The sequence below is a fragment of the Novipirellula caenicola genome (assembly GCF_039545035.1).
Taxonomy (GTDB): domain Bacteria; phylum Planctomycetota; class Planctomycetia; order Pirellulales; family Pirellulaceae; genus Novipirellula; species Novipirellula caenicola.
Map to the genome: position 1 here is coordinate 157,291 of NZ_BAABRO010000009.1, position 25,703 is coordinate 182,993.

Annotated in this window: 19 protein-coding genes; 5 read left to right on the top strand and 14 right to left on the bottom strand. The window is 54.7% G+C overall.

Annotation, left to right across the window (positions count from 1 at the left end):
- Positions 1-19: 19 nt before the first annotated feature.
- The 4 genes from ABEA92_RS17835 to ABEA92_RS17850 form a co-directional block, all read right to left on the bottom strand.
- Positions 20-904, bottom strand: coding sequence for a DUF4231 domain-containing protein (locus tag ABEA92_RS17835; RefSeq protein WP_345685200.1), 885 nt, complete (start codon positions 902-904; stop codon positions 20-22).
- 1 nt (position 905) lies between these two features.
- The gene (locus ABEA92_RS17840) at positions 906-1,406 is read right to left on the bottom strand and encodes a TIR domain-containing protein (protein ID WP_345685201.1); all 501 of its coding nucleotides are present in this window, start codon (positions 1,404-1,406) and stop codon (positions 906-908) included.
- Positions 1,407-2,195: 789 nt separating this feature from the next.
- Positions 2,196-2,546, bottom strand: a complete 351-nt coding sequence (locus ABEA92_RS17845; RefSeq protein WP_345685202.1) for a hypothetical protein — start codon at positions 2,544-2,546, stop codon at positions 2,196-2,198.
- Positions 2,546-2,842 (bottom strand): hypothetical protein, encoded by a 297-nt coding sequence (locus ABEA92_RS17850; protein WP_345685203.1) that lies wholly within the window; start codon positions 2,840-2,842, stop codon positions 2,546-2,548. The genes ABEA92_RS17845 and ABEA92_RS17850 overlap by 1 nt, the downstream gene beginning before the upstream one ends.
- 402 nt (positions 2,843-3,244) lie before the next feature.
- On the opposite strand from ABEA92_RS17850, the gene ABEA92_RS17855 reads away from it, so the two are divergent.
- Positions 3,245-3,835 (top strand): hypothetical protein, encoded by a 591-nt coding sequence (locus ABEA92_RS17855; protein ID WP_345685204.1) that lies wholly within the window; start codon positions 3,245-3,247, stop codon positions 3,833-3,835.
- Positions 3,836-4,037: 202 nt separating this feature from the next.
- On the opposite strand, the gene ABEA92_RS17860 is transcribed toward ABEA92_RS17855, so the two are convergent.
- Entirely contained in the window at positions 4,038-4,889 is an 852-nt protein-coding gene (locus ABEA92_RS17860; protein WP_345685205.1) for a helix-turn-helix domain-containing protein, read from the bottom strand.
- Positions 4,890-5,039: 150 nt separating this feature from the next.
- Between ABEA92_RS17860 and ABEA92_RS17865 the strand changes: the two genes are divergently transcribed.
- A complete protein-coding gene (locus ABEA92_RS17865) occupies positions 5,040-6,446 on the top strand; it encodes a pectate lyase family protein (protein ID WP_345685206.1) in 1,407 nt (468 codons plus the stop codon).
- Positions 6,436-7,881 carry a DUF1593 domain-containing protein gene (locus ABEA92_RS17870; RefSeq protein ID WP_345685207.1) on the top strand — a complete coding sequence of 482 codons (1,446 nt, stop codon included), beginning with the start codon at positions 6,436-6,438 and terminating at the stop codon, positions 7,879-7,881. The genes ABEA92_RS17865 and ABEA92_RS17870 overlap by 11 nt, the downstream gene beginning before the upstream one ends.
- A 1,631-nt stretch (positions 7,882-9,512) precedes the next feature.
- Here the strand turns inward: ABEA92_RS17870 and ABEA92_RS17875 are convergent.
- A complete protein-coding gene (locus tag ABEA92_RS17875) occupies positions 9,513-9,812 on the bottom strand; it encodes a hypothetical protein (RefSeq protein ID WP_345685208.1) in 300 nt (99 codons plus the stop codon).
- Positions 9,813-10,094: 282 nt separating this feature from the next.
- Between ABEA92_RS17875 and ABEA92_RS17880 the strand changes: the two genes are divergently transcribed.
- Entirely contained in the window at positions 10,095-11,063 is a 969-nt protein-coding gene (locus tag ABEA92_RS17880; protein WP_345685209.1) for an NAD(P)H-dependent flavin oxidoreductase, read from the top strand.
- 768 nt (positions 11,064-11,831) lie between these two features.
- On the opposite strand, the gene ABEA92_RS17885 is transcribed toward ABEA92_RS17880, so the two are convergent.
- The 8 genes from ABEA92_RS17885 to ABEA92_RS17920 all read right to left on the bottom strand — a co-directional run bounded on the left by ABEA92_RS17885 (position 11,832) and on the right by ABEA92_RS17920 (position 24,448).
- The gene (locus tag ABEA92_RS17885) at positions 11,832-12,221 is read right to left on the bottom strand and encodes a hypothetical protein (RefSeq protein WP_345685210.1); all 390 of its coding nucleotides are present in this window, start codon (positions 12,219-12,221) and stop codon (positions 11,832-11,834) included.
- Positions 12,222-13,101: 880 nt separating this feature from the next.
- On the bottom strand, positions 13,102-14,085 hold the full coding sequence (locus ABEA92_RS17890; protein WP_345685211.1) for a hypothetical protein: 984 nt from the start codon (positions 14,083-14,085) through the stop codon (positions 13,102-13,104).
- Between the two features lie 376 nt (positions 14,086-14,461).
- Entirely contained in the window at positions 14,462-15,634 is a 1,173-nt protein-coding gene (locus tag ABEA92_RS17895) for a vWA domain-containing protein (RefSeq protein WP_345325871.1), read from the bottom strand.
- Between the two features lie 1,436 nt (positions 15,635-17,070).
- Positions 17,071-18,342, bottom strand: a complete 1,272-nt coding sequence (locus ABEA92_RS17900) for a polysaccharide pyruvyl transferase family protein (RefSeq protein ID WP_345685212.1) — start codon at positions 18,340-18,342, stop codon at positions 17,071-17,073.
- A 1,964-nt stretch (positions 18,343-20,306) separates the two neighbouring features.
- Entirely contained in the window at positions 20,307-21,317 is a 1,011-nt protein-coding gene (locus ABEA92_RS17905; RefSeq protein ID WP_345685213.1) for a hypothetical protein, read from the bottom strand.
- 226 nt (positions 21,318-21,543) lie between these two features.
- Entirely contained in the window at positions 21,544-22,440 is an 897-nt protein-coding gene (locus ABEA92_RS17910) for a sugar phosphate isomerase/epimerase family protein (RefSeq protein WP_345685214.1), read from the bottom strand.
- Between the two features lie 158 nt (positions 22,441-22,598).
- On the bottom strand, positions 22,599-23,624 hold the full coding sequence (locus ABEA92_RS17915) for a zinc-binding dehydrogenase (RefSeq protein ID WP_345685215.1): 1,026 nt from the start codon (positions 23,622-23,624) through the stop codon (positions 22,599-22,601).
- 116 nt (positions 23,625-23,740) lie between these two features.
- Positions 23,741-24,448 (bottom strand): orotidine 5'-phosphate decarboxylase / HUMPS family protein, encoded by a 708-nt coding sequence (locus tag ABEA92_RS17920; protein ID WP_345685216.1) that lies wholly within the window; start codon positions 24,446-24,448, stop codon positions 23,741-23,743.
- A 460-nt stretch (positions 24,449-24,908) separates the two neighbouring features.
- On the opposite strand from ABEA92_RS17920, the gene ABEA92_RS17925 reads away from it, so the two are divergent.
- On the top strand, positions 24,909-25,673 hold the full coding sequence (locus tag ABEA92_RS17925) for a cupredoxin domain-containing protein (RefSeq protein ID WP_345685217.1): 765 nt from the start codon (positions 24,909-24,911) through the stop codon (positions 25,671-25,673).
- The last annotated feature ends 30 nt before the right edge of the window (positions 25,674-25,703 follow it).

Here is a 25,703-nt window from a genome sequence, read left to right on the forward strand (position 1 = left end):
TGACCTCATGGGAACCCTTCTATTGGTATGGCTGATCTTTTCTTGCTATCCATTGGGTATGTTCTCTAGAAAAGGCATTTTCCGCATCCTGAACAAACTCTGAAAGACTCTCTTCGCCGTCAATGCGGTTTGATTCTTCGTCAATCAATCCAATTTCTTCAGCTGCTAGGAAGTACGCAGACGCAAGTTCCCGATACCGCCGAAAACTAGTCCAGGCGATTACAAGGCTTGCGGCTGTCGCGAACACATCGACGGGGTAATAGGATTGATATATCGGGTATGCTACGCGTAGCATCACGCACAGAATAGCAGCGGCGTGGGTGCAAATTAATACGAGGATCCAGAACCTCGCTTTTAACTTGTTAAATCGTGCTTTTCTGGTATACCATTCGCGCTGGTTCTTGATTCTCTCCGTCCGATAAGCTGAAAGCCTTTCCGACACCGAGCTTTGACGAATCTGCTGCATTCGATTAGTCAATTGCTGGCCATGGTTTTCGTCTACGACGAAGTGTTCGGAGAGTCCGCGATGCTCTGTGTGGATTTTCTTAATACGTTTGAAATATTCGGATTTTGCCAACTCTACGTTTGGAACATTTGTGAATGGTTCAGCCCGCATCGCGTACCGCCAGGCCGTGGTTTTTACCGACTCTGCGACCGCACGTGCTTGATACCAGACTTTTTCCAGGTTGGCATATGCGAGATAAACCGAAATGACTAGGGATGCGATGAACAGTACACCTCCCGTAAGTGCCAGCACGTGCGTTGAAGCCCCAATCGTCGAAACTGCGGCACCCGCGAGGAGTAATATTGCTTGGCTGATCGTAAGTCCAGCCAATAATTTCTGCGTCTCATTGGAACATTGATCAGCCACTCGATAGAGACGCGGCAATTCGTCATGTTGCATCTCAGAGCCCTAGACTTTCGTAGACTGAGTTAGGGTAGTAGAGATTCACCTCGCCCTCTTTCTTCTTCGCGCGGTAATCGGCTGGAAAGTTATCTAACGCGTGACGAATGATTTTCAGCTTAAAGGGGACATGCACTGTGGTAGTGTCCTTTATGACTAGCGGGCACCTGTCTTGGTCTATCTTGCGGAAGTGGTTTAGGTTCACCGCGACCAAAGGGATTTCGAGCTTCAAGGCTACCTGCAGTTCCCAGCGAACAAATCGGTAAAGGTTCTTCGTGGATTCGCCGATCAGCACGATCGCGTGCTTCGTTTTACTGAAGCGTTCTCGAAGTCGACTCTTCACCGTTTCTTCACCCGCTCTGTTGGTCAAGGGATTCAGGTCGTGCGCATCATGAAAGTCAAAATCAACGTTCTTGTTGGTTTTCCAGCCCTTCATGTAACTGTAAGCCCACATATCTTTGTCAGCATCGAAGATCACGTAGGTCTTGTTCCTATAGCCCATCGGTTCATACCGTTTAGTGGTAAAATTCGAATATTGTAGCGTTGATCTAGAGTCTATGTGAGCAAGGATGCATCTGCGAATTACGTTCACCCCAGTTTTGGTCGGGCAATTGGCATTTGACTCGACGGAATCACCTGGGAAAGGAAGGGTATGCGGAAAAGAAACGCTGCGCTGACTCAATTTTGGGCATTTCTAGTTGAGCTTGACTTCACCGGTGTCGACATTGAAACAATTACTAGATCAGTGCAGGATACTGACGTAATTTTGGCCGATCGGCTCATGCGGTTGGTTGCATCGACCTAGACGGAGTGGGACTACACAAAAAACACCTGGTTGGAGCCGAGGTAAGTGGCATTGGGTGTCTGCTGTTAGTGCCTCATTGCTCCGCTCTCAAGTGCAACAGCATAAGTCAAGAATTTCTGCTCGAGCCAAAGCAACTCCGCCGAGAAACGTTTGAATGCGTACGGTTGTTCCGTGCCGGTGCAAGGATATGATAACTCGGGCCCCCAGAAAAAGGAAAGAGCGCGTTCGAACAATAAACCCTAATCTCTTTTCTTCGTTCGGTGGTTTGAGTCGGCTTCTGGGAGGGCATCGACATTCGGTTTTGGTGAATGTGATGTATTCTACGTCCCAAACGCGGCATGATCAGCGCGATGGGTTGCCGATACAGAAGAAAACGTCTCCGGTGCGAATGAAGAAGTTGCCTTGGGAGACCACGATCGATGCCATCGTTTTGCAGGCTAGTTTCTTCGTCAACTCCTTTCTTCGTTTGCGCCGATCCGGCATGAATCATATTCCCTTGTCAACTCCGTATTCTTCCCCATACGGCGTTGACAATATGTCCGTCATCCCTAGTTCGTCGCGGAGAAAGTAGACGACGGCAACCAGCAGACACAGGCAACCGAACGCGACCAGAACGCTTACCGATTTGGGCGGATTTTCGGGCAAAGTGACAGATTCACCTCGGCTCTTGAGATGCTCTGCATAAAGGTCACATAGTGCCAGCACGAACACGAGTCTCAGAAAGAGCATTGCCACAGCGACGGCAGTGAGTAAGGGGCCCCCGATCCAAAAGTAGAACGTATAGATATGGCTTTCGACCCGCTTGTGTTGTGGTACCAAATCGAAAAAACTGAACATCAGGATTGTGCCGACGTAGGTTCCGATTCCAACAATCCAGCAAAGGGCTGAATACCCTGCTCGGAGCTTAGCGACTTCCCGGAAGTTCTTTTCACGAAGAGGGCGGCGTTCTTGCCGGCCTGCAACAGATTGTTACCCGTCACAATGCTGGGAAGAATCCCAGAAACACCAAGCTTCCATGCGTAGTACAGACTTTCTTGCATCGCGAGTTGTGCGGGGGGCGTCCGGTTTTTCTTGGAAGGCAACCGCCGAAAGATCTGGCGAACGGTGATCCAGCCATCCAACCAGTGGAACATCCAGAGGGACCAACCTTGCGGCAGTACCAATCGCATGCACGAGGCGATGCTGGACTCCCGCCCTTGCCGATGCAAGAAATGGGCGAAGAAAAGGTACGCGGCGAAGAAATGGTACGCGGCGAAGAAAAGGTACGCGGGCTCTTTTTCGTGTTTTGAAAAGTGGCGTGGGTTCCCTATTCATGTTTTGAGTGGCAGCCTCTCCGGACGCCGTCACCGCACAAGTTACAGCCTCTTGGAAAACCCAAGTCCTGCCTAAGAAAATCCCGCGAGTTTTCCTTGTCGTTTTCCGCCGATTTCTGCTCAAGGACCATTAGAATCGGTTGTGTAAACATGCGTCCGAGCTGTAGCCTGGATGAATGTGACCGTAAGAATTGATTTCGCGGAACCTCTCCTGTAACTTGGGTGTCGATCGCACGCGGTATCCGCTGCGGGGCATTTTTAAAACCTGGCTCGATCCGTTGGCTTGCCATGATCAGCGACTTCCTCATTTACGTGCCAGTCTGGCTCGCGCTCGTCGGCTGGTTTGTTGGTAGCTTTGCTCGAGGCCGCGGCGTGCAAAGCTCCGGCGGGATGCGGGATACTGTCTACGGTTACGCTTGGCTACTGGGAAGCTTGATGATCGCGTTTCATATTTTGGCCAGCTACGGACTCGCTCACGACTGGAGTCACGCTGCGGCGATCGAGGCGACCGCCGACGAGTCCGAGCGAGTCACCGGGATCCGCGCCGGATGGGGTGTTTATGTCAATTTCGTCTTCGCCACTGTCTGGATGGGCTATTCGATTGCAATGACAACTCGCAAGCGGCGATGGCCAGCAGTCGACCAGGCTGTTTTCTGGTTCACCGCAGTGATCGTCTTCTCTGCGACGATCGTTTTTGAAACCGGGGCAGTCCGTTGGCTGTCAATTGCCGGTTTCACCGGTCTGATCATTTCGACGCTTTGGCCTCGCCAATCGCCCGCTGATCCAGACGCACCAGTGCATCGACCCAGGTAACATTCGCTTGCGACTGTAGAGCAATGCTTCGGGGTGGCCAGCACATCATCCGTCCGCGACGGTCGTGCGTTGCCGCGGATGACTGAGTTTTACTATCGACATGCTCGCCCCGAGTACTGAAAACCCATTGCGGCGTCCACCAGTTTTCATTACCTGCAGGCGCGGAACCTCTTCGAGCATCTCGCTCGGTGTAAAGTGCGGTTCATCGCGTGGGCGACGGTTGGCTTGTGTCGGCGGGTTGGTGGGCTTTGCGGTAGTCTCGCGGTGAGCACCGGCAAGCGGATTTGAATGCTTCGTTGAAGCGGCTGAGGCTTTGGAAACCGGATGCAAGTGCGATGTTGAGGATCGCATCGTGAGTGGTAACAAGGAGACGCTGCGCGTGTGAAATGCGATGCTGGACGACGAATGCGGTGATCGTTGTTCCAAATGTCCTCCGAAACAGATCCATGGCGTAGTTGGGGTGCAGGCCGATTGCATCTGCAATCGACTGGGACGTCAGAGGGAGTTGATAATTCTGGGCGATGTAACAGGCCAGTTTGTCAGCACGTGACAACACCATCGCTGAGGACGTCACGGCGGTCGTGGTCATGCCGCGTGCGAATCGCAGCAGTCTTGCTTGCACTTCCAATTGAGCGGCTCGCTCCAGCACCGGTTCATTGCTTTGCAGGTCCTGTTCCCATCGCCGAAACATCCGTTCATCCGATCCAACCTGAGCCATGTCCGTGAGTAGTTCTCCCTGCAAAATTCGTTGCACCAGCGTTGAGTTCAGTCCTGCACGTAAAAATTCACCAAGCGGCAGCGTCACGACAAAGTAAGGAGCATCCCCTTGGAACTCGACAATTTGATGGGGAATCGCAGCCCAAAACATTCCGAGTCGGCCCGTTTCGATCGTTGTCCGCTGGCCGCCCAGCAGGTAAGTCAGCGAACCGGCCATCATTAGGTTCAATTCGATCTCGTTGTGCCGGTCGGGTCGCGTCATGCGAGTCGGCGTCCACGATTCACAGGTGAAACCGTAGGGCGAGAACTCGGGGCGTTTGATATCGAATTGCTTCATCACCTTAGAATACCGTGAGTACTGCCGAAATATCAGGGAGAATTGCGGTGTGGCGATGGATATTCTTAATCCAAGTCAGGGGCGATGCCCCGCCAACGCCAAGGTGCGACTGGCCGAAGTCGCGAAGCGCATTACTACAAAGGAAATGACATGAAGCTGCTTACAAGCTTGATCGCACTGTTGACTCTCGGCGGACCGCTGGGGCTGCTGTTTTCCAAAGCGACGGGCGACGAAGTCAAACCCGCCAAGGTGGCTGCATTTCCGGGCGCGGAGGGTTACGGTTCGGTGACTCCTGGCGGCCGAGGCGGCCAGGTGATTGCGGTGACCAATCTTGACGCCCGTGGTGCGGGCAGCTTGCAGGCGGCGTGTGATGCCAAGGGGCCCAGGATCGTCGTCTTCAAGGTGGCGGGAACCATCGACGGCGACGTCAAAATCAAAAATGATTTCATCACGATTGCGGGCCAGTCGGCGTCTGGCGATGGCATCACGATCAAAGGCAATCTCGCCATCGATGCTAATGAGGTCGTGATCCGCTATCTGCGAGTAAGGACGGATCACGATGGGGACGCGTTAGGGGGAAGGTACCACAGAAATATTATCGTGGACCATGTGTCGGCTAGCTGGAGTAGTGATGAAGTGTTCTCGCTGTACCACAACGAAAACGTCACGATTCAGTGGTGCATGATCACCGAAGCTTGCGCCAAGGAAGACGGGTCGCATCGTTTTGGTGGTATCTGGGGCAACCAGTACGGCACTTATCATCACAACCTGTTTGCCCACAACGACAGCCGTAATCCTCGCTGGGCATCGGGTTGCGGCTACAACGATTACCGAAACAACGTGCTGTTCAACTGGGGGTATCAAAGTTGTTACGGTGGCGAGGCACGTCAAAAAGGCGATCGGCGAAAACCACCGATCGAGTTCTCTGCGATCAACATGGTCGCCAACTACTACAAACCGGGGCCCGCCACGCGAAACGACGTGAAGGACTGTATTGCAAGTCCTTCGTCCCGAGGCGATGACGACTACGGCAGTTGGCACGTGGCCGATAACTATGTCGATGGTTCTCCCGAAGTGACCCATGACAACGCGTTGGGCGTGGATGGCAAGACGTTCAAAACGCTGGCGGCGCCGTGGAAAGCAATGCCCATTCATCAGCAATCGCCGCAGGATGCTTATTTGGCGGTCCTTGAACACGCAGGCTGCTCATTGCCCAGACGTGATTCGATCGATGCCCGCATCAGCGAAGAGGTCCGCAAGGGCGTCGCGATGCACGGCAAAAACGGAATCATCACGACGCAGCAGGACGTAGGCGGCTGGCCGAGTCTGCAGTCGGCGGCGGCGCCACAGGATTCGGACGGGGATGGGATGCCCGACGAGTGGGAAAAGAAATACGGATTGGATGCGAACGAGGCCGATGACAACGCGTCCGACAACGATGGCGATGGGTACACCAACATCGAAGAATATCTCAACGGGACCGATCCGACTGAGTTCGTGGACTACACCAAACCGGAAAACAACATCAATTCGTTGGAGCAGTCGCATGGACAGTAATCCGCATCCCGTCTTGGGCGTAACGCTACTGCTGTTGCTCGTGGCCACGATGGTACTAGGGCAAGACGATTCGCTGATGGCTTCGGAGAAACCACGCGTGATTGTCACGAGCGATGGTGAGATCGACGACGAATGTTCGATGGTTCGCTTCCTGCTGTACGCGAACGAGTTCGATATCGAGGGAATCATCACGTCAAGTTCGCAGTATCATGCTCACGGGCACAACTGGGCCGGAGACGACTGGGCGCGGCCCTATTTGGCGGCGTATGCCAAAGTCTATCCGAACCTGGTGAAGCACGACCCGCGTTATCCCACGGCTGAGTTCCTTCAGTCCCGAACGTTGCTTGGAAACGTAAAGGCGGAAGGGGAGATGGACGAGGTCACGGCAGGTTCCCAGCGGATCGTTGAGGTCTTGTTGGATGCGGCGGACGAACGTCCCGTTTGGATCCAGGCTTGGGGCGGAACGAACACAATCGCGCGGGCGCTAAAGACGATCGAGCAGCAGCATCCCGATCGAATGGCGGAGGTTGCGAAGAAGATCCGCTTCTATTTCATCTGGGAGCAGGATGAGACTTACCAAAGGTACATTCGTCCGCACTGGGGAAAGTACGGCATCCAGACCATCATTTCCGATCAGTTCGTTGCGTTGTTTTACCACTGGAAGAAGTACGTTCCGGAAGAGCAGCAGAGCTATCTTGCCGCCGAATGGATGAAGGTCAATCTATTGGAAGGCCACGGTCCGTTGTGTTCGCTGTACAAGGCGCATACGAAGGAGGACAAAGGGTTGAGCGAAGGCGATTTCCGATCGGAAGGCGACTCGCCAGCATTTTTCTACAACATTCCCAACGGCCTTCGCAGCGACGAGTCCCCGGGCTGGGGCGGTTGGGGAGGTCGTTTTGTCAGAGTCCGCGAAAACACGTGGCTCGATCCCGTCTCAGAGCCTGGCTACGAGTATCCTGCAGGTCGCTGGTACACGGGATCGGCGTGGGGACGCCTGCGATTGAAGAAAGAAATTTCCGGTGACGAAGCCTTGGTTTCCTACCTCAAACCGCAATGGCGGTGGATCGACGCCCTGCAGAATGACTTTGCCGCACGAGCTGATTGGTGCGTGAAAGAGTTCAATGAAGCCAATCACCACCCCGTTGTTAAAATGAATGGCAAATTGAATCGCAATGTGAAGCCGCGCGAAGTGGTACAGCTCGATGCAACCGCGACGGATCCTGACGGCGACGAATTAACGGTTCGCTGGTGGCAGTATTGCGAAGCGGATTCGGCAGAGGCGACCGTCCGCATTAAAAACAGCGACTCGGCGCACAACGCCTCCTTCATTGTCCCCAACGAATCAGGGAAAGAGGTTCACATCATCGTTGAGGTCACGGACAGTGGAACACCGCCGCTCGTTCGTTATCAGCGGATCGTTTGTCAGATCGAGTAATCGGCGACGCGATACTGCCGCTTGCACCGCATTCAGGGGAGGCAGGAAAATGAAAAAGCCCTCGTGGCGATCAGACAATTTTTCTGTCGCACCAATTTTTCTGTCTTTGTCTAATCGAACGTCGGCTATCGGAAGAGGTGTGCGGCGTAAGAGGGACTGCCGTTGCGATCGACTTTAGTAGCGGAACGGCGCGAGCCGTCCGGTTAGAATCGTCGTTTTTACTCGCTGCGACCGGGCGGCTCGCGCCGCACCGCTAGATAGAACCAGCGGCAACCGGTGGTGTTTTGCCGGACGCACCCTTCCTAGTCTTCTTCGGTTTCTCGCGAGCGGGCAGGGGGATTGCGCGGTCGGGATTTACAGGAAAATAGATGACAGGAAAATGAAAAAGCCCTTGTCGCGATTAGAGAATCTTTCTGTCGCACCAATTTTTCTGTCTATACCTTATCGAGCGTCGGCTACCGGAAGAGATGTGTCACGCAAGAGAGACGCCCGTTGCGATCGACTTTAGTAGCGAAGCGGCGCGAGCCGTCCGGTTGGAGTCGTCGTTTTTTCTCGCTGCAACCGGGCGGCTTGCGCCGCACCGCTAAATAAAACTGGCAGCGTTTCGCCGAACACGCCCTTCTTGATCTTGATCGTCTGCGGTTGCTCGTGAGCGAGTGGGATTTGCTCGGTCGGGATTTACAGGAAAATGTGATGACAGGAAAATGAAAAAGCCCTCGTGGCGATCAGAGAATGTTTCTGTCGCACCAATCTTTCTGTCTTTGTCTAATCGAACGTTGACTACCCGAAGAGGTGTGCGGCGTAAGAGGGACTGCCGTTGCGATCGACTTTAGTGGCGGAACGGCGCGAGCCGTCCGGTTTGGATCCTCGGTTTTACTCGCTGCGACCGTGCGGCTCGCGCCGCACCGCTAAAAAGAACCAGCGGCAACCGGTGGCGTTTTGCCGGACGCACCCTTCCTAGTCTTCTTCGGTTTCTCGCGAGCGGGCGTGGGAATGCGCGGTCGGGATTTACAGGAAAATGAGATGACAGGAAAATAAAAAAGCTATCGTGGCGATCAGCGAATTTTTCTGTCGCACCAATTTTTCTGTCTTCATCTAATCGAACGTTGACTGCAGGAAGCAAAGTTGAGTGTCTGGAAGACTGCCGGGCAACTTGGTTTTCTACTGCGATTTGTCTTGGGCGGCGGGCTGTCGCGATCGGTTTTGGTAGCGAAGCGGCGTAACCGGGCGGCTTGCGCAACACCGCTAGATCGAACCAGACGCAAGCAGCAGCGTTTTGCCAGATGCACCTTTCCTAGTCTTAGTACTACTCTTAATCTTCTTCGGTTGCCCGCGAGCGGGCGTGGGAATGCGCGGTCGGGATTTACAGGAAAATAGATGACAGGAAAATGAAAAAGCTATCGTGGCGATCAGGGAATTTTTCTGTCACACCAATTTTTCTGTCTTTGTCTAATCGAACGTCGGCTGCAGGAAGATATGTGCAGCGTCATCCGGCCATCCTTCGCGGAATTTATCCTTCTCAATCTTGATCTTAATCGTCTTTCGTAGCTCGTGATCGAGCAGGAATATTGCTCAGACGGGATTGAGATTACGAGTAGGATTACGATGGCGGGTGTTGGAAGGATTCATCGCTAGAAGTTCATCGCGGCGATGCACAATTCGTCCGCCAGATAGCCGTCTTGAAGAAATTGTGCTTTTCGCGTTTGATCACGAGCCAGGTCGACCTCCGCTTCGGAACTGGACTGACGTTCCAATAAGTCGGTTGCGGTTTTCAGCTCTGTTTCCAGGAAATCGACGACAGCTTGCATTTTTGCAACGTATGCCGCACTCGGCTCGGTTTCCGGATCCTCTGCCAATGCCGATAGGCAGGAGACCGCAACAACGACCAAACCGGTCCATTTTAAGCGACGAATTGATCGTGAAAAACTCATGGAAGTCGGACCTAGGTGTTGGTTCATATCCAGCAGAAAATGTGCAAGGATTTGTCCTTTATCTTAGCGGCGTCAAACGCGTTCAGCATCTCCCCGCCCTTCAATACAGCCACCTTCGCTCGTGCGTGAGAAATCGGATGACGATCGCAAACAATTTGGCCACGCATGAACCGACCTTGTCACACCGCTTGAGCGATGTAAGCTCACAGCGGAGCGTCATCCATCATGCACGGCAATGTCGCTGTGCAATGCTTCGAGGTTTTCCAACCCTGGTTGTGAATCATGATACGCACCTCTCTGTGCGACCTATTGGGAATTGAACATCCAATCCTGAATGCGCCGATGAGTCGCACGGCGGCTGCGGAGCTCGCGGCCGCCGTGTCCAATGCCGGTGGATTGGGAATGATCGGCGGGACAACCCGCGGCGGTGCCGAGTGGTTGCGGCAGCAGATCCGCAGCACGCGAGCATTAACGGATCGGCCGTTTGGTGTCGGTTTTGTCTCATCGTTCTCAAACATTGATGAACTGGTGCAAGTCGCTTTGGATGAGCGAGTTGCGGTCATCAATCACTCGTTCTCCGATCCCACTGCCTACGTCAAGGCAGCACGAGACTGTGGCATTCGGTTATTCGCCCAGGTTCAAAGTCTGGAGCAGGCGAAGCGGGCTGCCGATGCGGGTGTCGACGCCATCATCGCCCAGGGAGGCGAAGCGGGTGGACACACGGGAACCCTGGGAACCATGGCATTTGTTCCCGCGGTGGTTGACGCCGTCGGTAGTCTACCGGTGCTTGCGGCGGGTGGAATCGCGGATGGACGAGGGCTAGCCGCCGCGTTGATGTTGGGAGCGGTGGGGGTTTCGATGGGGACTCGGTTTGTTGCTAGTCACCAGTGGGGTGGCGGTTCGTGGGAACAAACACCCCTGCTGGCCGCCGGCACGGACGACACGATTCGAACTGCCGTATACGATCAAATACGCGGCGCGGAGTTTCCAAACGGCATCGCCGATCGCGTCGTTCGAAATGCGTTCAACAGCAAATGGGAGGGTCGGGCCAACGAAATCGACGCCTTGCGAACGGAATTGCAACACGAACTCGAAGTTGCGGCGGGACAAGGGGATTCCAGTGTGATGGATATCAGCGGTGGCGAGGCGGTTGGTTTAGTTCGGTCACTTGAGTCCGCCAAGACGATCATCGATCGTACTGTCGACGAGGCTGCACGACTGTTACGAGACAATGCAGCAAGATTACATTGATCTGATCGCTTGAGGCAGTTGGCGCAGTTTTGGATTCAGGGATCATGATCTGATTCACATTTGGTTTCTCGTGAGGGAGCGGAGATTGCTCGGTCGGGATTTACAGGAAAATGAATTGACAGGAAAATGGAAAAAGCCCCCGTCGCGATCAGAGAATTTTTCTGTCGCACCAATCTTTCTGTCTATACCTTAACGAACGTCGGCTACCGAAAGAGATGTGCAGCGAAAGAGAGACGCCCGTTGCGATCGACTTTAGTAGCGAAGTGGCGCAAGCCGTCCGGTTTGAATCCTCGGTTTTACTCACTGCCACCGGGCGGCTTGCGCCGCACCGCTAGACAAAACCGGTAACGCTTTGCCGGACACACCTTTCTTAATCTTCGTCGGTTGGTCGCCAGCGGGCGAGAGGATTGCGCGGTCGGGATTTACAGGAAAATGAATTGACAGGAAAATAAAAAAGCTATTGTCGCGATCAGAGAAACTTTCTGTCGCACCAATTTTCCTGTCTATAGCTTAACGAACGTTGGCTACCGAAAGAGATGTGCAGCGAAAGAGAGACGCCCGTTGCGATCGACTTTAGTAGCGGAACGGCGCGAGCCGTCCGGTTTGGATCCTCGGTTTTTCTCGCTGCGACCGGGCGGCATGTGCCGCACCGGCATATCGAACCCGACGCAACCGGAATCAGGTTACCACCTCACCGGGGCTTCTGCACGTTGCGATGCGCGTCGCGGGTTAGAGCGAGAACACGAGGGTTGTTCCATCCGCCACCGGTCAGGTAAACAGGAACATCGCCAAGGCTATTGTCACACTGGTGAACAGCATGAAGACGATGACGACGGCAAAGATCGTGGCCCGCATGCGAGGAAACAGGTCTTCAGAAACCCGCTTGCCATCGACCAGCACGTTAACTCGTTGTGACGCGTCCAGTTCGACTTCGACTTGATGTACTTCTCGCTCACCAATTTGCATGCGACACGTTCCTCGCTGGACCGGCGTCGCGTTGCCTGCGGCGTCAACGACGTGTGTTTGCAGCCCTCGCAGGAGTGACGTCTCCACGATCACCGTGTGGATCTCCTGGTTGCCAACTTGAATCGCCCGCCGCCTCTTTGCCAACGAGTCGACATCGATCGGGGGCGATGCGTAGGGGTTGGTGTTTTGCATTGTCTGGATTGAACAAAAGGTGAGTGGTTGCAAGCCATCTTTGGGAGGCGGTTAGCGATCGCACGCAACCGAGTCGCTTGGACAGTGTGTGGGCGGCTTCGCCATCGCGAGGTCCATGTGAGTTCCTGCGATGGTTGATCACGCCCATCGCGGTAACCGACCGCCCTTTGCTGGATAAACCCGTTCATAATCCTAATCTGCTACGGCTGCTCGTGAGCGAGGCGGGGGATTTGCTCGGTCGGGATTTACAGGAAAATAGATGACAGGAAAATGAAAAAGCCATCGTGGCGATCAGTGAATCTTTCTGTCGCACCAATTTTTCTGTCTTTGGCCAATCGAACGTTGGCTGCAGGAGGAAACGGTGAGTGCGAGAGAGACAGTCGGGGCTCGCCGCGACCGGACGGTTTGAGTCGCACCGCAAGATAAAACCGGCAACGCTCCGCCGGATGCACCCTTCTTAATTTTCTTCGGTTTCTCGCGAGCGGGCGAGGGGATTGCGCGGTCGGGATTTACAGGAAAATGAATTGACAGGAAAATGAAAGAGCTATCGTGGCGATCAGAGAATTTTTCTGTCGCACCAATTTTTCTGTCTTTGGCCAATCGAACGTTGGCTGCGGGAGGAAACGGTGAGTGCGAGAGAGACCGCTGGGGCTCGCCGCGACCGGGCGGTTTGAGTCGCACCGCTAGATAAAACCGGCAACGCTCCGCCGGACGCACCCTTCTTAATCTCCTTCGGTTGCGCGTGAGCGAGAGGGAGCTTGCTCGGACGGGATTATGATTACGAGTAAGATTAGGATTAAGAAGTGAGTTGACGGGAGGACGCTATGGCAAGGGCCGCGATTTCGCAATTTCCATTGCTCGCCAGCTGCCGCTGGGCTGGTCAATCAGAGCTTTTCTCGCTGTCTTCACGGAGTTTCTCACTGAACATGAAATCCGTCAACGCGCGTCGGTCATCATCCACTTGCCCCTGATCGTAGCACTTTCGTTTGAAGAGTTTGCAGTATCCCAGTCGCCAATCGTGAACCGACGTTTCGGGGTACATGTCGGGATTGTCCTCGCCCGTTTTCCACTCGAGTGCAAATTCGTACTCATAATGCGTTTTTCCGGAAGCGTCTTCATCCATGACGCGATAGGAGACGGGAACGCGATGTGAGCCATTGCGTTCCCACTTTGTTTCACAGAGAGAGAAAACGCGACGCGACTCTTCACGTACAAGCGTATAGACTGATCGGGTCGGCAGGTAACCTTCGTCTTTCGCAAAACGGATGGTGAATTCACTCGCCAAACCATGGAATTGTCGTCGCCAGGTTGCAACCATGTCTCCAGAATCCTTGTCGTATTCTGCATCAATCAATTCACATACTTCAAACAGCATTCGCGATACATAATCTTCATCAACAGGATGACTGGCAAACGTCGAGTAGCGTACGAGAGACAGATAGAAGGGGGAGCGATACGGGACGGTTGGTTTTACCTCCTGTTTGTTTTCGCTGTTGCGAACATTCATATGCGAAGAGATTCCCCGCCGCATCTTCTTGTGCAGCCCCGTTGACAGCACCTGCTCCCAATAGGGAATCCGAGCATCGACGCTGTCATTGGAAGTGCTCGCCCAATACTTCCAATCGTTCTTTTTGTTCGCGGCAAAAATGAACGTTTGTTTTTCCGAAACGGGCCCGGGCCTATGCGGTCCGACACCCTGGATTTCACAATCGATCCAACAGGCATAGTCTTTGTTGACTTCTTCCGCCGCCAAGAGATAGTTTCGAGCGTATTCGAAAACTCGATCTTGTAGAGGGTGCGTTTCTTTATCCGCGTCCTTTTTCAGCGTGGCATCGTCGGCCAAGACGCTTGGAAAACCTAGCAAAAGAATGATCAATGGGCACGTGATTGATCCAGATATGGTTGTCCGCATCACGGAATCTCATCAATTTGGTGTAGTGTGATCGTTGAGAAAGGGGGAATGCAACTCGCCAACGGATGCAAGGTATCGCAACTGAAGAAGCAAATCAAGATTTTGGGAGACGTTTTTTCGTTACCTCTTCCTAGCTGCGGTGACTGCTGATTTAGTAGCAAGCGCACAGGCCGGAGGCCGACACGCTGGCAGCCGATGTGTCGCCCTCCGGGCTATGTTTTTCCGTCTCTCCTGACCGGTAGCTTACGCTACCGGCAGAGGGTGTATCGGCCTCCGGCCTGCAATCAATGCTACTAGATCAGCAGTCACCTGCGCTCGAGCGAGGTGACTAGCGACGAACAAACACGAACTCTCCGTCGTTTTCTTTCGCTAGACGCTGAAGCGCATCGGTTGTTTTTGTGTCGCCCATCGCGATGGCGTGGATGCGAGCCTTGCTGGTGCGGGTCGAGTTGAGTTCGCTGATGCGGTCCGCTGCTTTCGGAGCGAACTCGCCATCGGTCAAGACAAAGATCTCGTCAGGTTGCATCGAGAGTGCCTGCGCGACGGCAGGAAATGGATCGGTGCCGCCTGCGGGGCGATATTGCTGCACCCAATGGATCCCGCGTTGCTTGTTCTCGGGAGTGGCAATTTGCAGGCCTGCTGCGAATGTGTCGAGATTGCTTCCAAAGAAGACGATCCCAAATTCGACACCCGGATTGAGCGATTCTAAGGAGGCGGTCAATTCGTTGGTGAGTTTCTGCCATCGCGAAGGATATCCCAGTTCGCGAGGATCTCGCATGAATAATTTTTGATCTTTTGCATCGAGGCCTATCCTGCGGGCTTCTGCGAGTTTGTCTTCCGTCCGCGTCAGCCCCAATGCCCTCTGCATGCTGCCTGATGCGTCGGCGACAAACATGATCTTTCCGCCATTGATCGGAATGCCAAAGTATCCTGCCCCTCCTGGAGCTTCACCCGTTCCTGTGTCCGCTTCGGCTCCGCTGTCGCCTTGTGCTTCACCTTGCGAGCCGTGCTGCGAGTCCGCAACAGCGGCCTGAGAAGTAATTGGGATCAATCGCAATGTCGGTAGCTTCATGGGCCATGCCACAGCGGCTGGGAGTGACGAGGCGGATGACACATTTGGTAGTTCCACGTCGTTGATTTTGGGACTCAGATCCACATCCACTTTCGACTCACGGAGCTCCAGGACTTCCAGTGGTGTCTCCGGTAGAGGCTCGATACGCGTCAGCGGTACATGGGGAGATCGGTTGTCCAGTCGCGTCTTAAGTACAAGCGTTTCCACTTCAGCGGGTGCAGCGATTGTCAGCGCGAGTGCTAACAACAGAACGAGGTGAACAAGGGTCGAAGCTAAAAACGATTTGTAACGACGAGGACGCGGATTAGGCGAAACTAAAGCTTGCGTCTGCACCGGAACGGCAACAAAACACGGTCCATTTCGCGATGATTCGCTGGACGAGGCCAGGATGTCGTCGCTGCTTTGCGGAGGAGAGCCTGCGGCATTCATGGAGTTGACTCGAAGCATGTTGCGACAGCGAGGTTGATCATGGAATCCGATGGACGTGTTTTCGATCCGTCTCGATTGTAGCCCCTGAGATGAGTGAGGAGAAGCGAAATGGGGGCAAACGTTGTCGTCGATCCGACTGGCGTGCTCGTCATCGCTGAGTGCGGGTGCAACGGCATGAAAATCGCAGGTTGCGAGAGTGGCCGTGTGCAATGCGATGCGTCTGTACACTTTAGAGCACGATACAAACTCCTTTTACTCGTCTACGGTTGTTCGTGAGCGAGTCGAGGGATTGCTCGGTCGGGATTTACAGGAAAATAAGATGACAGGAAAATGAAAAAGCTATCGTCGCGATCAGAGAATTTTTCTGTCGCACCAATTTTTCTGTCTTTGGCCAATCGAACGTCGGCTGCGGGAAGAATATGTGAGCGGCAGAAGAACTGCTGGGCTCGTCGCGACCGGGCGGCTTGCGCCGCTCCGCTAAATAAACCGGCGTTATCCGACAGCGCTTTGCTGGATGCACCCTTCTTAATCTTCTTCGGTTGTTCGTGAGCGAGTCGAGGGATTGCGCGGTCGGGATTTACAGGAAAATAGATGACAGGAAAATGAAAAAGCTATCGTCGCGATCAGAGAATTTTTCTGTCGCACCAATCTTTCTGTCTTTGGCTAATCGAACGTCGGCTGCGGGAAGAATATGTGAGCGGCAGAAGGACTGCCGGGCTCGTCGCGATCCGGACGGTTTGATGCGTCCGTTTTACTCGCCGTGACCGGGCGGCTTGCGCCGCACCGCTAGGTAAACCGGCGTCATCCGGCAGCGATTTGGTGGACGCACCCTTCTTGATTTTCTACGGCTGCTCGTGAGCGAGGCGGGGGATTGCGCGGTCGAGATTTACAGGAAAATAGATGACAGGAAAATGAAAGAGCTATCGTGGCGATCAGAGAATTTTTCTGTCGCACCAATATTTCTGTCTTTGGCCAATCGAACGTTGGCTGCAGGAGGAAACGGTGAGTGCGAGAGAGACAGCCGGGCTCGTCGCGATCCGGGCGGTTTGAGTCGTCCGTTTTTACTCGCTGCGACCGGGCGGCTTGCGCCGCACCGCTAAATAAAACCAGCGTCATCCGGCAACGATTTGCTGGATGCACCCTTCTTAATCTTCTGCGGTTGTTCGTGATCGAGGAGGATTGCGCGGTCGGGATTTACAGGAAAATAGATGACAGGAAAATGAAAGAGCTATCGTGGCGATCAGAGAATTTTTCTGTCGCACCAAACTTTCTGTTTTTGGCTAATCGAATGTCGTCTGTGGGAAGAATAGATGAGTGGCAGGAAGAACGCTGGGGCTCGTCGTGACCGGGCGGCTTGCGCCGCACCGCTAGGTAAGGCCTGCGGAAACCGACCCTCCTTTGCTGGAGGGATCTTTAGCAAGATCCACCACGGGCGGTTAGATGAACTGGTTTGCTAGGACCTGCATCGTTTCGCGTTGCCGCTTCTGTACGAATTGACGGGCCGCCTCGGTCTTGGCTTTCGCCGCTGCAAAGTCGCTGGCCATTGCGACGACGGCGTCGGGGATCTTTGCGGATTGATCTTCGTCGTCAAGGTCGAACAGCCAATCCCCCAGTCCGATGTCTTGCCACATGAACCCTTTGCTCGTCTGCTCGGCGAACCGGCATACGATCGCGGGGATGCCGTTGCCGACTGCCATGATCGGTGAATGCATCTCGCTGCCAAACAGTCCTGCACTGCGTACATAAACGCTCAGTGCTTCGTCGGTCAGCCAAAAGTTCTCTCGCCATACGACTCGCGGTTTCACATCCGCAGGCAGCTTGTCGTACAAGTTTTCTTTGCCCACCTTCATCTGCGTCATGTCCTCGGGACACAGCAGGACTTTTAAATCGGTTTCGCGAACCACGCGGATAATCGACTCTAGGATCGGTGCGTGATCACGCTCCTTCATCGCTTCGTTATGCGCATGCCGCTTGGGATCGATGTCGCGTTTCTTGCTGGGGATCGTCCAGTACGGTGTGTATCGCAATCGCGACTGACAACACAGGAATTTGCCTTCTTCGAGGCCATTGGCTTTGAGGAACGCAGTGGCGGCGGCGTCGTCACGCAAATCACAAGCGAATGCACCGTCCGGCCCAAACTCCATCACCGGGCAATCGACGCCTTGTTCTTTTGCCAGTGCTAACGACACCGAATCACGAAAAAATACGAACTTCGCTTTACTGAGCAGTTCCTTGTCATCACCGGACAAGAATGAACCGTGAGTGATCCCGTAGACGCCAAACGGTTTGCCGGTGTGTTTGACGTAGGCCGCGACATCGCGAGCGGCGACCAGGGACGGGCCTGATCCGTGCAGCAAAAATTCGGACCATTTGATCGCGTCTTGCAGCTCGGCGCTAGACGCGGTGCCATCGCCGCGGATCGAGCCTTTGACGATCTTCAAATTTGGAAATCGCCCGTGTTCCATCGCGGCGACCTCATCGGTCAAATCGCCCGAAGCCCACAGGATGACCTCGGCGTCGGGCAGGTGTTTTTCGATTAACGCCAACACGCCAGGCGTATGAGCGATGTCGCCAATGTTGACCACCTGCCATGATGAACGTAGCAGAATGCGAGGGCGTTTCGATTGGGCAGCGAACGCAGGGCTCGCCAGCGATGTCGTCAGAGTCGCAGCCAAGCTGGACTGTAGGAAAGTTCGTCGTTTCATCATGGTAGCGTTTTGGTACTGGGTAGCGGAACTCGTCAAGAGTTTCAGCAGAGATTTCGTATTGGGTAGCGGAACTCGTCAAGAGTTTCGATGGGGTTAGGTTTTGCTGGAGCGTGTCAAGAGTCTGTTAATTTAATTGAAATGCAATTCGCAGTGGTGAGCCGTGGGCCGTAAGGCACCGGGCGGCGCGTGAGACCCGGCCGCTTACGCGTCACGGCTCAGTTGTTCAACGTTGTGTCAAAAGTCTCGATGTGGTTGGTGTGTCCGACGGACTAGGAAGTCCATCGTACGACTAAAACAACAAGCCGTTGACGGCTTCCGCTACTTGCGGTCGCGTTTTGGTACTAGGTAGCGGAACTCGTCAAGAGTTTCGATGCGGTGGGGATTAACGTGCTGTTTTAACGATCTGGCAATCCAGGTGAAGTGTGAATCGCAGTGGTGAGCCGTGGGCCGTGAGGCACCGGGTGGCGCGTGAGACCCGGCCGCTTACGCGTCACGGCTCAGTTGTTCAACGTTCTGGCAAGCGACTCGATGTGGTTGGCGCATTCGACGGACTAGGAAGTCCATCGTACGACTAAGACAACAAGCCGTTGACGACTTCCGTTACTTTCGGTCGCGTTTTGGTATCAGGTAGCGGAACTCGTCAAGAGTTTCGATGCGGTGGGGATTAACGTGCTGTTTTAACGATCTGGCAATCCAGGTGAAGTGTGGATCGCAGTGGTGAGCCGTGGGGCGTGAGACGCCGGGTGGCGCGTGAGACCCGGCCGCTTACGCGTCACGGCTCAGTTGATCAACGTTGTGTCAAGCGTCTCGGGGCGTTTAGTGTACCCGACGAAAGTCTTGACGACTTCCGCTACTTTCGGTCGCGTTTTGGTATCAGGTAGCGGAACTCGTCAAGAGTTTCGAAGCAGTCAGGATTAACGTGCTGCTCTAGCGATTTGGAAATCCAGGTGAAGTGTGAATCCTAGTGGTGAGACCCGGCCGCTTACGCGTCACGGCTCAGTTGTTCAACGTTCTGTCAAGCGACTCGATGTGGTTGGTGTATCCGACGGACTAGGAAGTCCATCGTACGACTAAGACAACAAGCCGTTGACGACTTCCGCTACTTTCGGTCGCGTTTTCGTATCAGGTAGCGGAACTCGTCAAGAGTTTCGATGGGGTCAGTGTTCATGTGCTTCGTCAACGATCTGGCAATCCAGGTGAAGTGTGAATCGCAGTGGTGAGGCGTGGGCCGTAAGGCACCGGGTAATTTGTGAGACCCGGCCGCTTACGCGTCACGGCTCAGTTGTTCAACGTTCTTTCAAGCGTCTCATTGTGGTTGGTGTATTCGACGGACTAGGAAGTCCATCGTACGACAAAGACAACAAGCCGTTGACGACTTCCGTTACTTTCGGTCGCGTTTTCGTATCAGGTAGCGGAACTCGTCAAGAGTTTCGATGCGGTTAGGATTAACGTGCTGCTTTAACGATTTGGCAATCTAGGTGAAGTATGAATCGCAGTGGTGAGCCGTGGGCCGTAAGGCACCGGGTGGCGCGTGAGACCCGGCCGCTTACGCGTCACGGCTCAGTTGTTTCACATTGTGTCAAGCGTCTCGGGGCGTTTAGTGTACCCGACGAAAGTCTTGACGACTTCCGCTACTTTCGGTCGCGTTTTCGTATCAGGTAGCGGAACTCGTCAAGAGTTTCGATGCGGTTAGGATTAACGTGCTGCTTTAACGATCTGGCAATCCAGGTGAAGGGTGAATCACAGTGGTGAGCCGTGGGCCGTAAGGCACCGGGTGGCGCGTGAGACCCGGCCGCTTACGCGTCACGCCTCAGTTGCTCAATGTTGTGTCAAGCGTCTCGATGTGGTTGGCGCATTCGACGGACTAGGAAGTCCATCGTACGACTAAAACAACAAGCCGTTGACGACTTCCGCTACGCTTGACTTGCATTGGTTCAGTACGGCAACTCTTTTGGGAAGATTCGTTAGCGAGGGGTGGTGGAGGATTCTTTTGAATTTAATGCGTTGATGTTGGCGGCTTGATGCAGCTTCATCATCTCGGCGTCGCTGATCGCTCGATCGAAGACGGCGAGGCCTCCGAAGCGACCGATCGTTGCTTCGCGTGTGAACGACCCGACGGCGTAACGAGCGCCGACGGTGAAGTCCGATCCGCCTCCGGGTTTGGTTTTGGCATGCTTTTCCGCGTCGTAACCAAAAATGCCTCGGCCGTGATAATACGGGTTCATCCCGCGGTCTTTGCCATCAGGTCCTTCACTGGTGAAGTAGCGATCATTGCGTCGGTCTTTCGCCGCGTCGAGTTCTCGTTTGTCGAGCACGCCGTTGATGTACGCGCGAATGTAGTCGCCGTCATAGGTGAACCCCAATGTGCACCAGCGATCGGTGGGCACGGTTTGCCGGGTCGCTGCGTAATCGGCACACCACGGAAACGCACTGCCGTCGGCACGCCGCGTCACTCCGCCTTCGCTAGAGATGTGAGGTACCAATTGGTTTGGGCCGCCGTAAGTTGGCATGTTCATTAACATCGCGTATTGCCGCGTTCCCGAATCGTCGTTCGCTCCTTTCCCTTCGCTCCACATCCCTGCGATCGTCCGGCTCTGACGCAAGTTGTGGATGTTGACGACCGCAAACATGCTGACTTGGGCCTCAGGACCATGAATGTTCAAATCACCCGTCTCGGCATACGGGATTTTGAAGTACTGTTTGCCATTCAAGTTCGCGGCGTAGCCTGAAAAAGGACCGCCTTCGACTCGGTTGATCGGTCCGTCGACTTCGGCTAACGGATAGCTCTGCTCGCTGCCGATCGATTTCCGCGACTGGCCCGCGGGTTCGCCAAAGGTCCAAAATGCAACCAGTCCAGGCATCTGGGTGACGATGGTCGCGTCACCGCTGGGGCGTGTGTCTTTCGATTCAGAGGTATCCGCGTAGGACGCAGTGCAAATGAGAATGGCGAACGCAAATGAGAGAGCGAGTTTCATTGGTGGGTATCGTTGGGGAAGGAAGGTCGTGGGGCTTGCCAAAGATTACTGAGTGTATCAACACGGGAGGAAACGTGGCGTGGATTCTGGGGGGCGAAGGGGGCGATACTGAAGGGACTAGTACTGAAATGGGCCAATACCGAAGGGATCAATACTGTAAGGGGCCAATGCCGAAAGGGACTAATACCGAAGGGCCAATACTGGAAGGGACGTGTAGCCACGTCCACTACGGCCAGTGTTGGGCGATCTTTTGTTTCAGGAATTCGACGCTGCGGGCGAGTTGATCCATGCCGTCGACGCCGTCTTCGATACTGATCCAGCCGCCGAAGCCGACTCGTTTCAGTTCACTGAAGATCGCGTCGTAGTCGTTCAGCCCTTTGCCGATCTCGCCGTGGCTGAGTCGTTTTGCGTACCCGACCGCGCCGCCTTCTTCGCGTCGCAGGTCCTCCAGCGTTCCTTCGATCAGATAGCGGTCGCTGGCGTGCATCGTCACGACACGGTGCGAAACTCGTCGCAGCAGTTCGATCGGATCTTCGCCTGCAAGGTACGTGTTACTCGGATCATAGTTAACACCAAAATGCGGGTGGTCGATGCGATCGACGATTTGACAAAAAATATCCATTTTCTGAGCAAACTCGGGATATTCCCAAAAGTCGTCCTTGTAGTGGTTTTCGATGATCAGCGTGATCCCGCGATCGGCAGCAAATGGCAAACACGCCTGGATCGAATCGACCGCGTACGTGACACCTTCGTCGATCGTCAGCTCGGGCCGCCGTTGACCGCTGAGGACTCGGCAATACGAACCGCCAAACGCATGAGTCATCTCGATCCAGCGTTTTTGTTTGGCGATTTCTTGCTCTCGAAACGCGGCGTCAGGATGGGTAAAGTCGGGTGAGCAGCACATCATTGGGATGACTTTGCCGTGGTCTTCGACTTGCTTGCGAAACCGCGACCAATTCGATTCGTCCGCCATCTCGAGAAACCCCGCATACCACTCCAGCCCCTGGATATCGAGTTTCGAAGCGAGTTCAATCCACTCGCTGACACTCATCGTGCCATCTTTGCAGAGTGCCTGCATGAACGCTTTGGGAAAGGCCGCAAGTTTGGGTGTGTGTGTTGGCATTGCTCGATTGGATGATGATGATGTGTTGTTGATTTGTAGTGGATCTTGCTAAAGATCCTGGCGGCATTGGCGGCTGGGGGAACGTTGTGGCGATGCTCTGTGGGGAGGGGCGGTGCCCTGCGCGGAGGGACGTGTAGCCACGTCCACTACCGAAGGCCCTACACCGGCTTCAGCACCGATTTGACGACTTCGCCGCGATGCATCTTTTCAAACGCTTCGTGCCACTGGGTGATTGGCCATACGCCGCCGATGATCGGTTTGACGTCCAATTGGCCGCTGCTCAGCAGAGCGATCACCCGTTCCCAGATTGGCCAATTGTGACTGAAACTGCCTTGCAGTCGCACGTTTTTTTGGACCAGTGGATCGAGGTTGAACCCCAGTGGTTGCGGGCCCCAGCCGACTTTCGAGATCCAGCCGGCCGGACGGACCAAGTCCATTGCGATCTGCAGCGTGATGCTGGCGCCGGCAGCATCGATCACTCCGTTGCACCCGAGTCCATCACGCTCGGTTGCCCACGGTTTCGCATCGCCAATGATCGCATCGCAGCCATATTGCTCGGCGATTTCGAGTCGGTGGCGATCGGATTCGAGTCCCACGATTGCGACTTCGGCACCACACAGTCGCGCCATCGCGGCGCACAGGATTCCGATCGTGCCAGGACCGAGCACGACAATGCGGTCCCCCGGTTCGATCGAAGCGTTCTTGACGACGGCGTTGTAGGCGACGCAGCAGGGTTCGGTCAGACAGGCATGTTCAAACGGCAAGGCATCGGGAATGGCATGCAGGATCCGCGAGGGAACGCGGACGAATTTGGTCATTGCCCCGTTCACACCGTAACCAAACCCTTTACGAGTCGGGTCGAGGTTATACAGTCCCCGGCGTGACATCGGATTTTGTTGATCGATGATCGCAGCGGTTTCGCTGACCACACGATCACCTTCGCTCCAGCCATCGACATTCGCACCGAGTTCAACAATGTTGCCGCCGAATTCGTGACCGAGCACGACTGGGTAATTGACGGGCCACGAGTGGTCCGCAGTCCACTGGTGTAGATCGCTGCCACAGACGCCAACGTTAGCGACCTGTAGCAGCACATCGTCGGGCCCAATCGCCGGCCGATCGAGTTCGCGAATTTCGACGCATCCTTTTTCAGGAGCAAAGTTCACCACCGCAGCAGATTTCATGATTCCAACTTTTCACTCAAGTAACGTAGTCCAGGCTGCCAGCCTGTCATCCTCTCCCCACCCTTCCTCTTCCGCTTTCTTCTCTCTCCCGTCTCCCGTCTCCGTCTCCTCACTCCTCACTCCTCACTCCTCACTTTCTTCCCCTTCCCATGCACTGCATCGCAGATCAAACGCAGTGAGGATTCCAAATCTCCATCGGCGGTTTTAAACGAATCGGCATCGATCGTCAGCGGGGCACCCAGCACGACCAGCGGCGCGCCGAACGCAGGGCACTGGATCGCTTGTTCTAAACTCAATCCGCCAACCGCTTGCACCGGCACTTCGACGGCCTGGCAAACTTCGCGGAGTTGATCCAGGGGACTTGGCATCCGCTGGCCTCGCGCCGCGAAGCCTCGCCGCTCGTCATAGCCGATGTGATGGATGACAAAATCACAGCCGAGATCTTCGAGCCATTTCGCGCCGGCGACCATGTCGTCGCAGACCATATTGTCGCCCATCACTTGGACGCCAAAATCTTTTCCCGCTTTGACGACACAGCGAACGGTTTCCTCATGCGCCCGCGCCATCACGACAACATGAGTCGCGCCGGCGCCGGCCATCATTTCGGCTTCCAAATAACCGCCATCCATTGTCTTTAGATCCGCAACGATCGGCACGTCAGGAAACTCGCTACGAAGCGCTCGCACGCCGTGCAGTCCCTCGGCCAAGATCAGCGGCGTGCCAGCTTCGAGCCAATCGACACCAGCACGAATCGCCAAGTGCGCGGTCTCGATCGCCTCGGCGATGTTGGTTAGGTCGAGTGAAATTTGAACGATCGGTTTCATGGGCGGGGGAGTGGGGAGTGGGGAGTGGGGAGTGGGGAGTGGGGAGTGGGGAGTGAGGAGACACGGAGACACGGAGAGGGGGAGACACGGAGAGGGGGAGACACGGAGAGGGGGAGACACGGAGAGGGGGAGAGGGAGGGGGCTTTTAGTTTAGGGGCTGGTGGGAGGGCTGTGTTGCGTGAGCGTTGGGGAATTCGGCACGTGAGGCGTAGCGAAAGTCGCCAAGACTTTCGGCCCGTCATTTTCGACAGCTGGCCAGCTCGCTCATGAACGAGTCGCAATCGCCGTGTGAATCAAACTTGGCGAATAATGCAAATCATCAAGGACTGAAGCTAACGCTGATGATGTTGGCGGTGGAACGTATCATCGTTCTGCGAGTTGCCTTGAGTGCATTGTCTATAATGCATTGAGTAGGCTCGGCCAGACGTTCATGATTTGATGCTGAGAGAGGAGCTGCAGCGTGCGTCGAATATTGATTTCCTTTGCATTGATGGTGGCATGCGGGGGGAGTTTGAGTGGCGGTGATTTGACGCTTCGCTTTCGGTACGAAGGCGAGCTGCCGGTGCCGGAGGCGATCCAAGTCGACAAGGACGCTGCGTTCTGTGGCCAGCATCGGTTGGTCGACGAAAGCCTGTTGGTCCATCCTCAAGATCGTGGGATCAAGAACGTCGTCGTTTACCTTGACACGGGACGTGGCGGGAGCGAGGTTGCAAAGGTCCCGTCGCTCAAAAGAACACATACGCTAACCAGCAAGCATTGCCGATTCGATCCGCACATCGTGGTGATGCAGGCTGGCGACACGCTCAATTTGACGAATTCTGATTCGGTGGGGCATAACGCTAACGTCAGCGTATTTCGCAATTCTCCCTCTGGGCAGCTGGTTCCGATGCACGGAGTGCGCCGCATGAAACTTGAGCTGCCTGAACCAGCTCCGCTTCCCGTTCAGTGCAATATTCATCCTTGGATGAAAGCCTATGTGGTGGTGTTACAGCATCGCTATGTCGGCGTCAGTGACGAACATGGACGATTGGTCATTCGAGATCTGCCAGAGCAAGAGCTCACCTTTCGAGTGTTCGCCGAAGCGGCAACGAAACCACTGGGCTCGGTGAAGGTGAACGGCCAGCAACAGGATTGGCCACGCAACCGGTTCCGCTACAACATTCGTGCAGGCGAGAACGACATGGGCACCGTAACGCTTACCGCCGATCACTTCCGCCGTCGCTGATTGGACGACGCCTGTTTCCACCCTTGTGGT

What these genes read in the sequence shown, in the direction of transcription:
- ABEA92_RS17835 (WP_345685200.1), bottom strand. Translation starts at nt 904, where the DNA reads ATGCAACATGACGAATTGCCGCGTCTCTATCGAGTGGCTGATCAATGT.
- ABEA92_RS17840 (WP_345685201.1), bottom strand. Translation starts at nt 1,406, where the DNA reads ATGGGCTATAGGAACAAGACCTACGTGATCTTCGATGCTGACAAAGAT.
- ABEA92_RS17845 (WP_345685202.1), bottom strand. Translation starts at nt 2,546, where the DNA reads ATGTTCAGTTTTTTCGATTTGGTACCACAACACAAGCGGGTCGAAAGC.
- ABEA92_RS17850 (WP_345685203.1), bottom strand. Translation starts at nt 2,842, where the DNA reads ATGTTCCACTGGTTGGATGGCTGGATCACCGTTCGCCAGATCTTTCGG.
- ABEA92_RS17860 (WP_345685205.1), bottom strand. Translation starts at nt 4,889, where the DNA reads ATGAAGCAATTCGATATCAAACGCCCCGAGTTCTCGCCCTACGGTTTC.
- ABEA92_RS17865 (WP_345685206.1), top strand. Translation starts at nt 5,040, where the DNA reads ATGAAGCTGCTTACAAGCTTGATCGCACTGTTGACTCTCGGCGGACCG.
- ABEA92_RS17870 (WP_345685207.1), top strand. Translation starts at nt 6,436, where the DNA reads ATGGACAGTAATCCGCATCCCGTCTTGGGCGTAACGCTACTGCTGTTG.
- ABEA92_RS17875 (WP_345685208.1), bottom strand. Translation starts at nt 9,812, where the DNA reads ATGAGTTTTTCACGATCAATTCGTCGCTTAAAATGGACCGGTTTGGTC.
- ABEA92_RS17880 (WP_345685209.1), top strand. Translation starts at nt 10,095, where the DNA reads ATGATACGCACCTCTCTGTGCGACCTATTGGGAATTGAACATCCAATC.
- ABEA92_RS17885 (WP_345685210.1), bottom strand. Translation starts at nt 12,221, where the DNA reads ATGCAAAACACCAACCCCTACGCATCGCCCCCGATCGATGTCGACTCG.
- ABEA92_RS17895 (WP_345325871.1), bottom strand. Translation starts at nt 15,634, where the DNA reads ATGAATGCCGCAGGCTCTCCTCCGCAAAGCAGCGACGACATCCTGGCC.
- ABEA92_RS17900 (WP_345685212.1), bottom strand. Translation starts at nt 18,342, where the DNA reads ATGATGAAACGACGAACTTTCCTACAGTCCAGCTTGGCTGCGACTCTG.
- ABEA92_RS17905 (WP_345685213.1), bottom strand. Translation starts at nt 21,317, where the DNA reads ATGAAACTCGCTCTCTCATTTGCGTTCGCCATTCTCATTTGCACTGCG.
- ABEA92_RS17910 (WP_345685214.1), bottom strand. Translation starts at nt 22,440, where the DNA reads ATGCCAACACACACACCCAAACTTGCGGCCTTTCCCAAAGCGTTCATG.
- ABEA92_RS17915 (WP_345685215.1), bottom strand. Translation starts at nt 23,624, where the DNA reads ATGAAATCTGCTGCGGTGGTGAACTTTGCTCCTGAAAAAGGATGCGTC.
- ABEA92_RS17920 (WP_345685216.1), bottom strand. Translation starts at nt 24,448, where the DNA reads ATGAAACCGATCGTTCAAATTTCACTCGACCTAACCAACATCGCCGAG.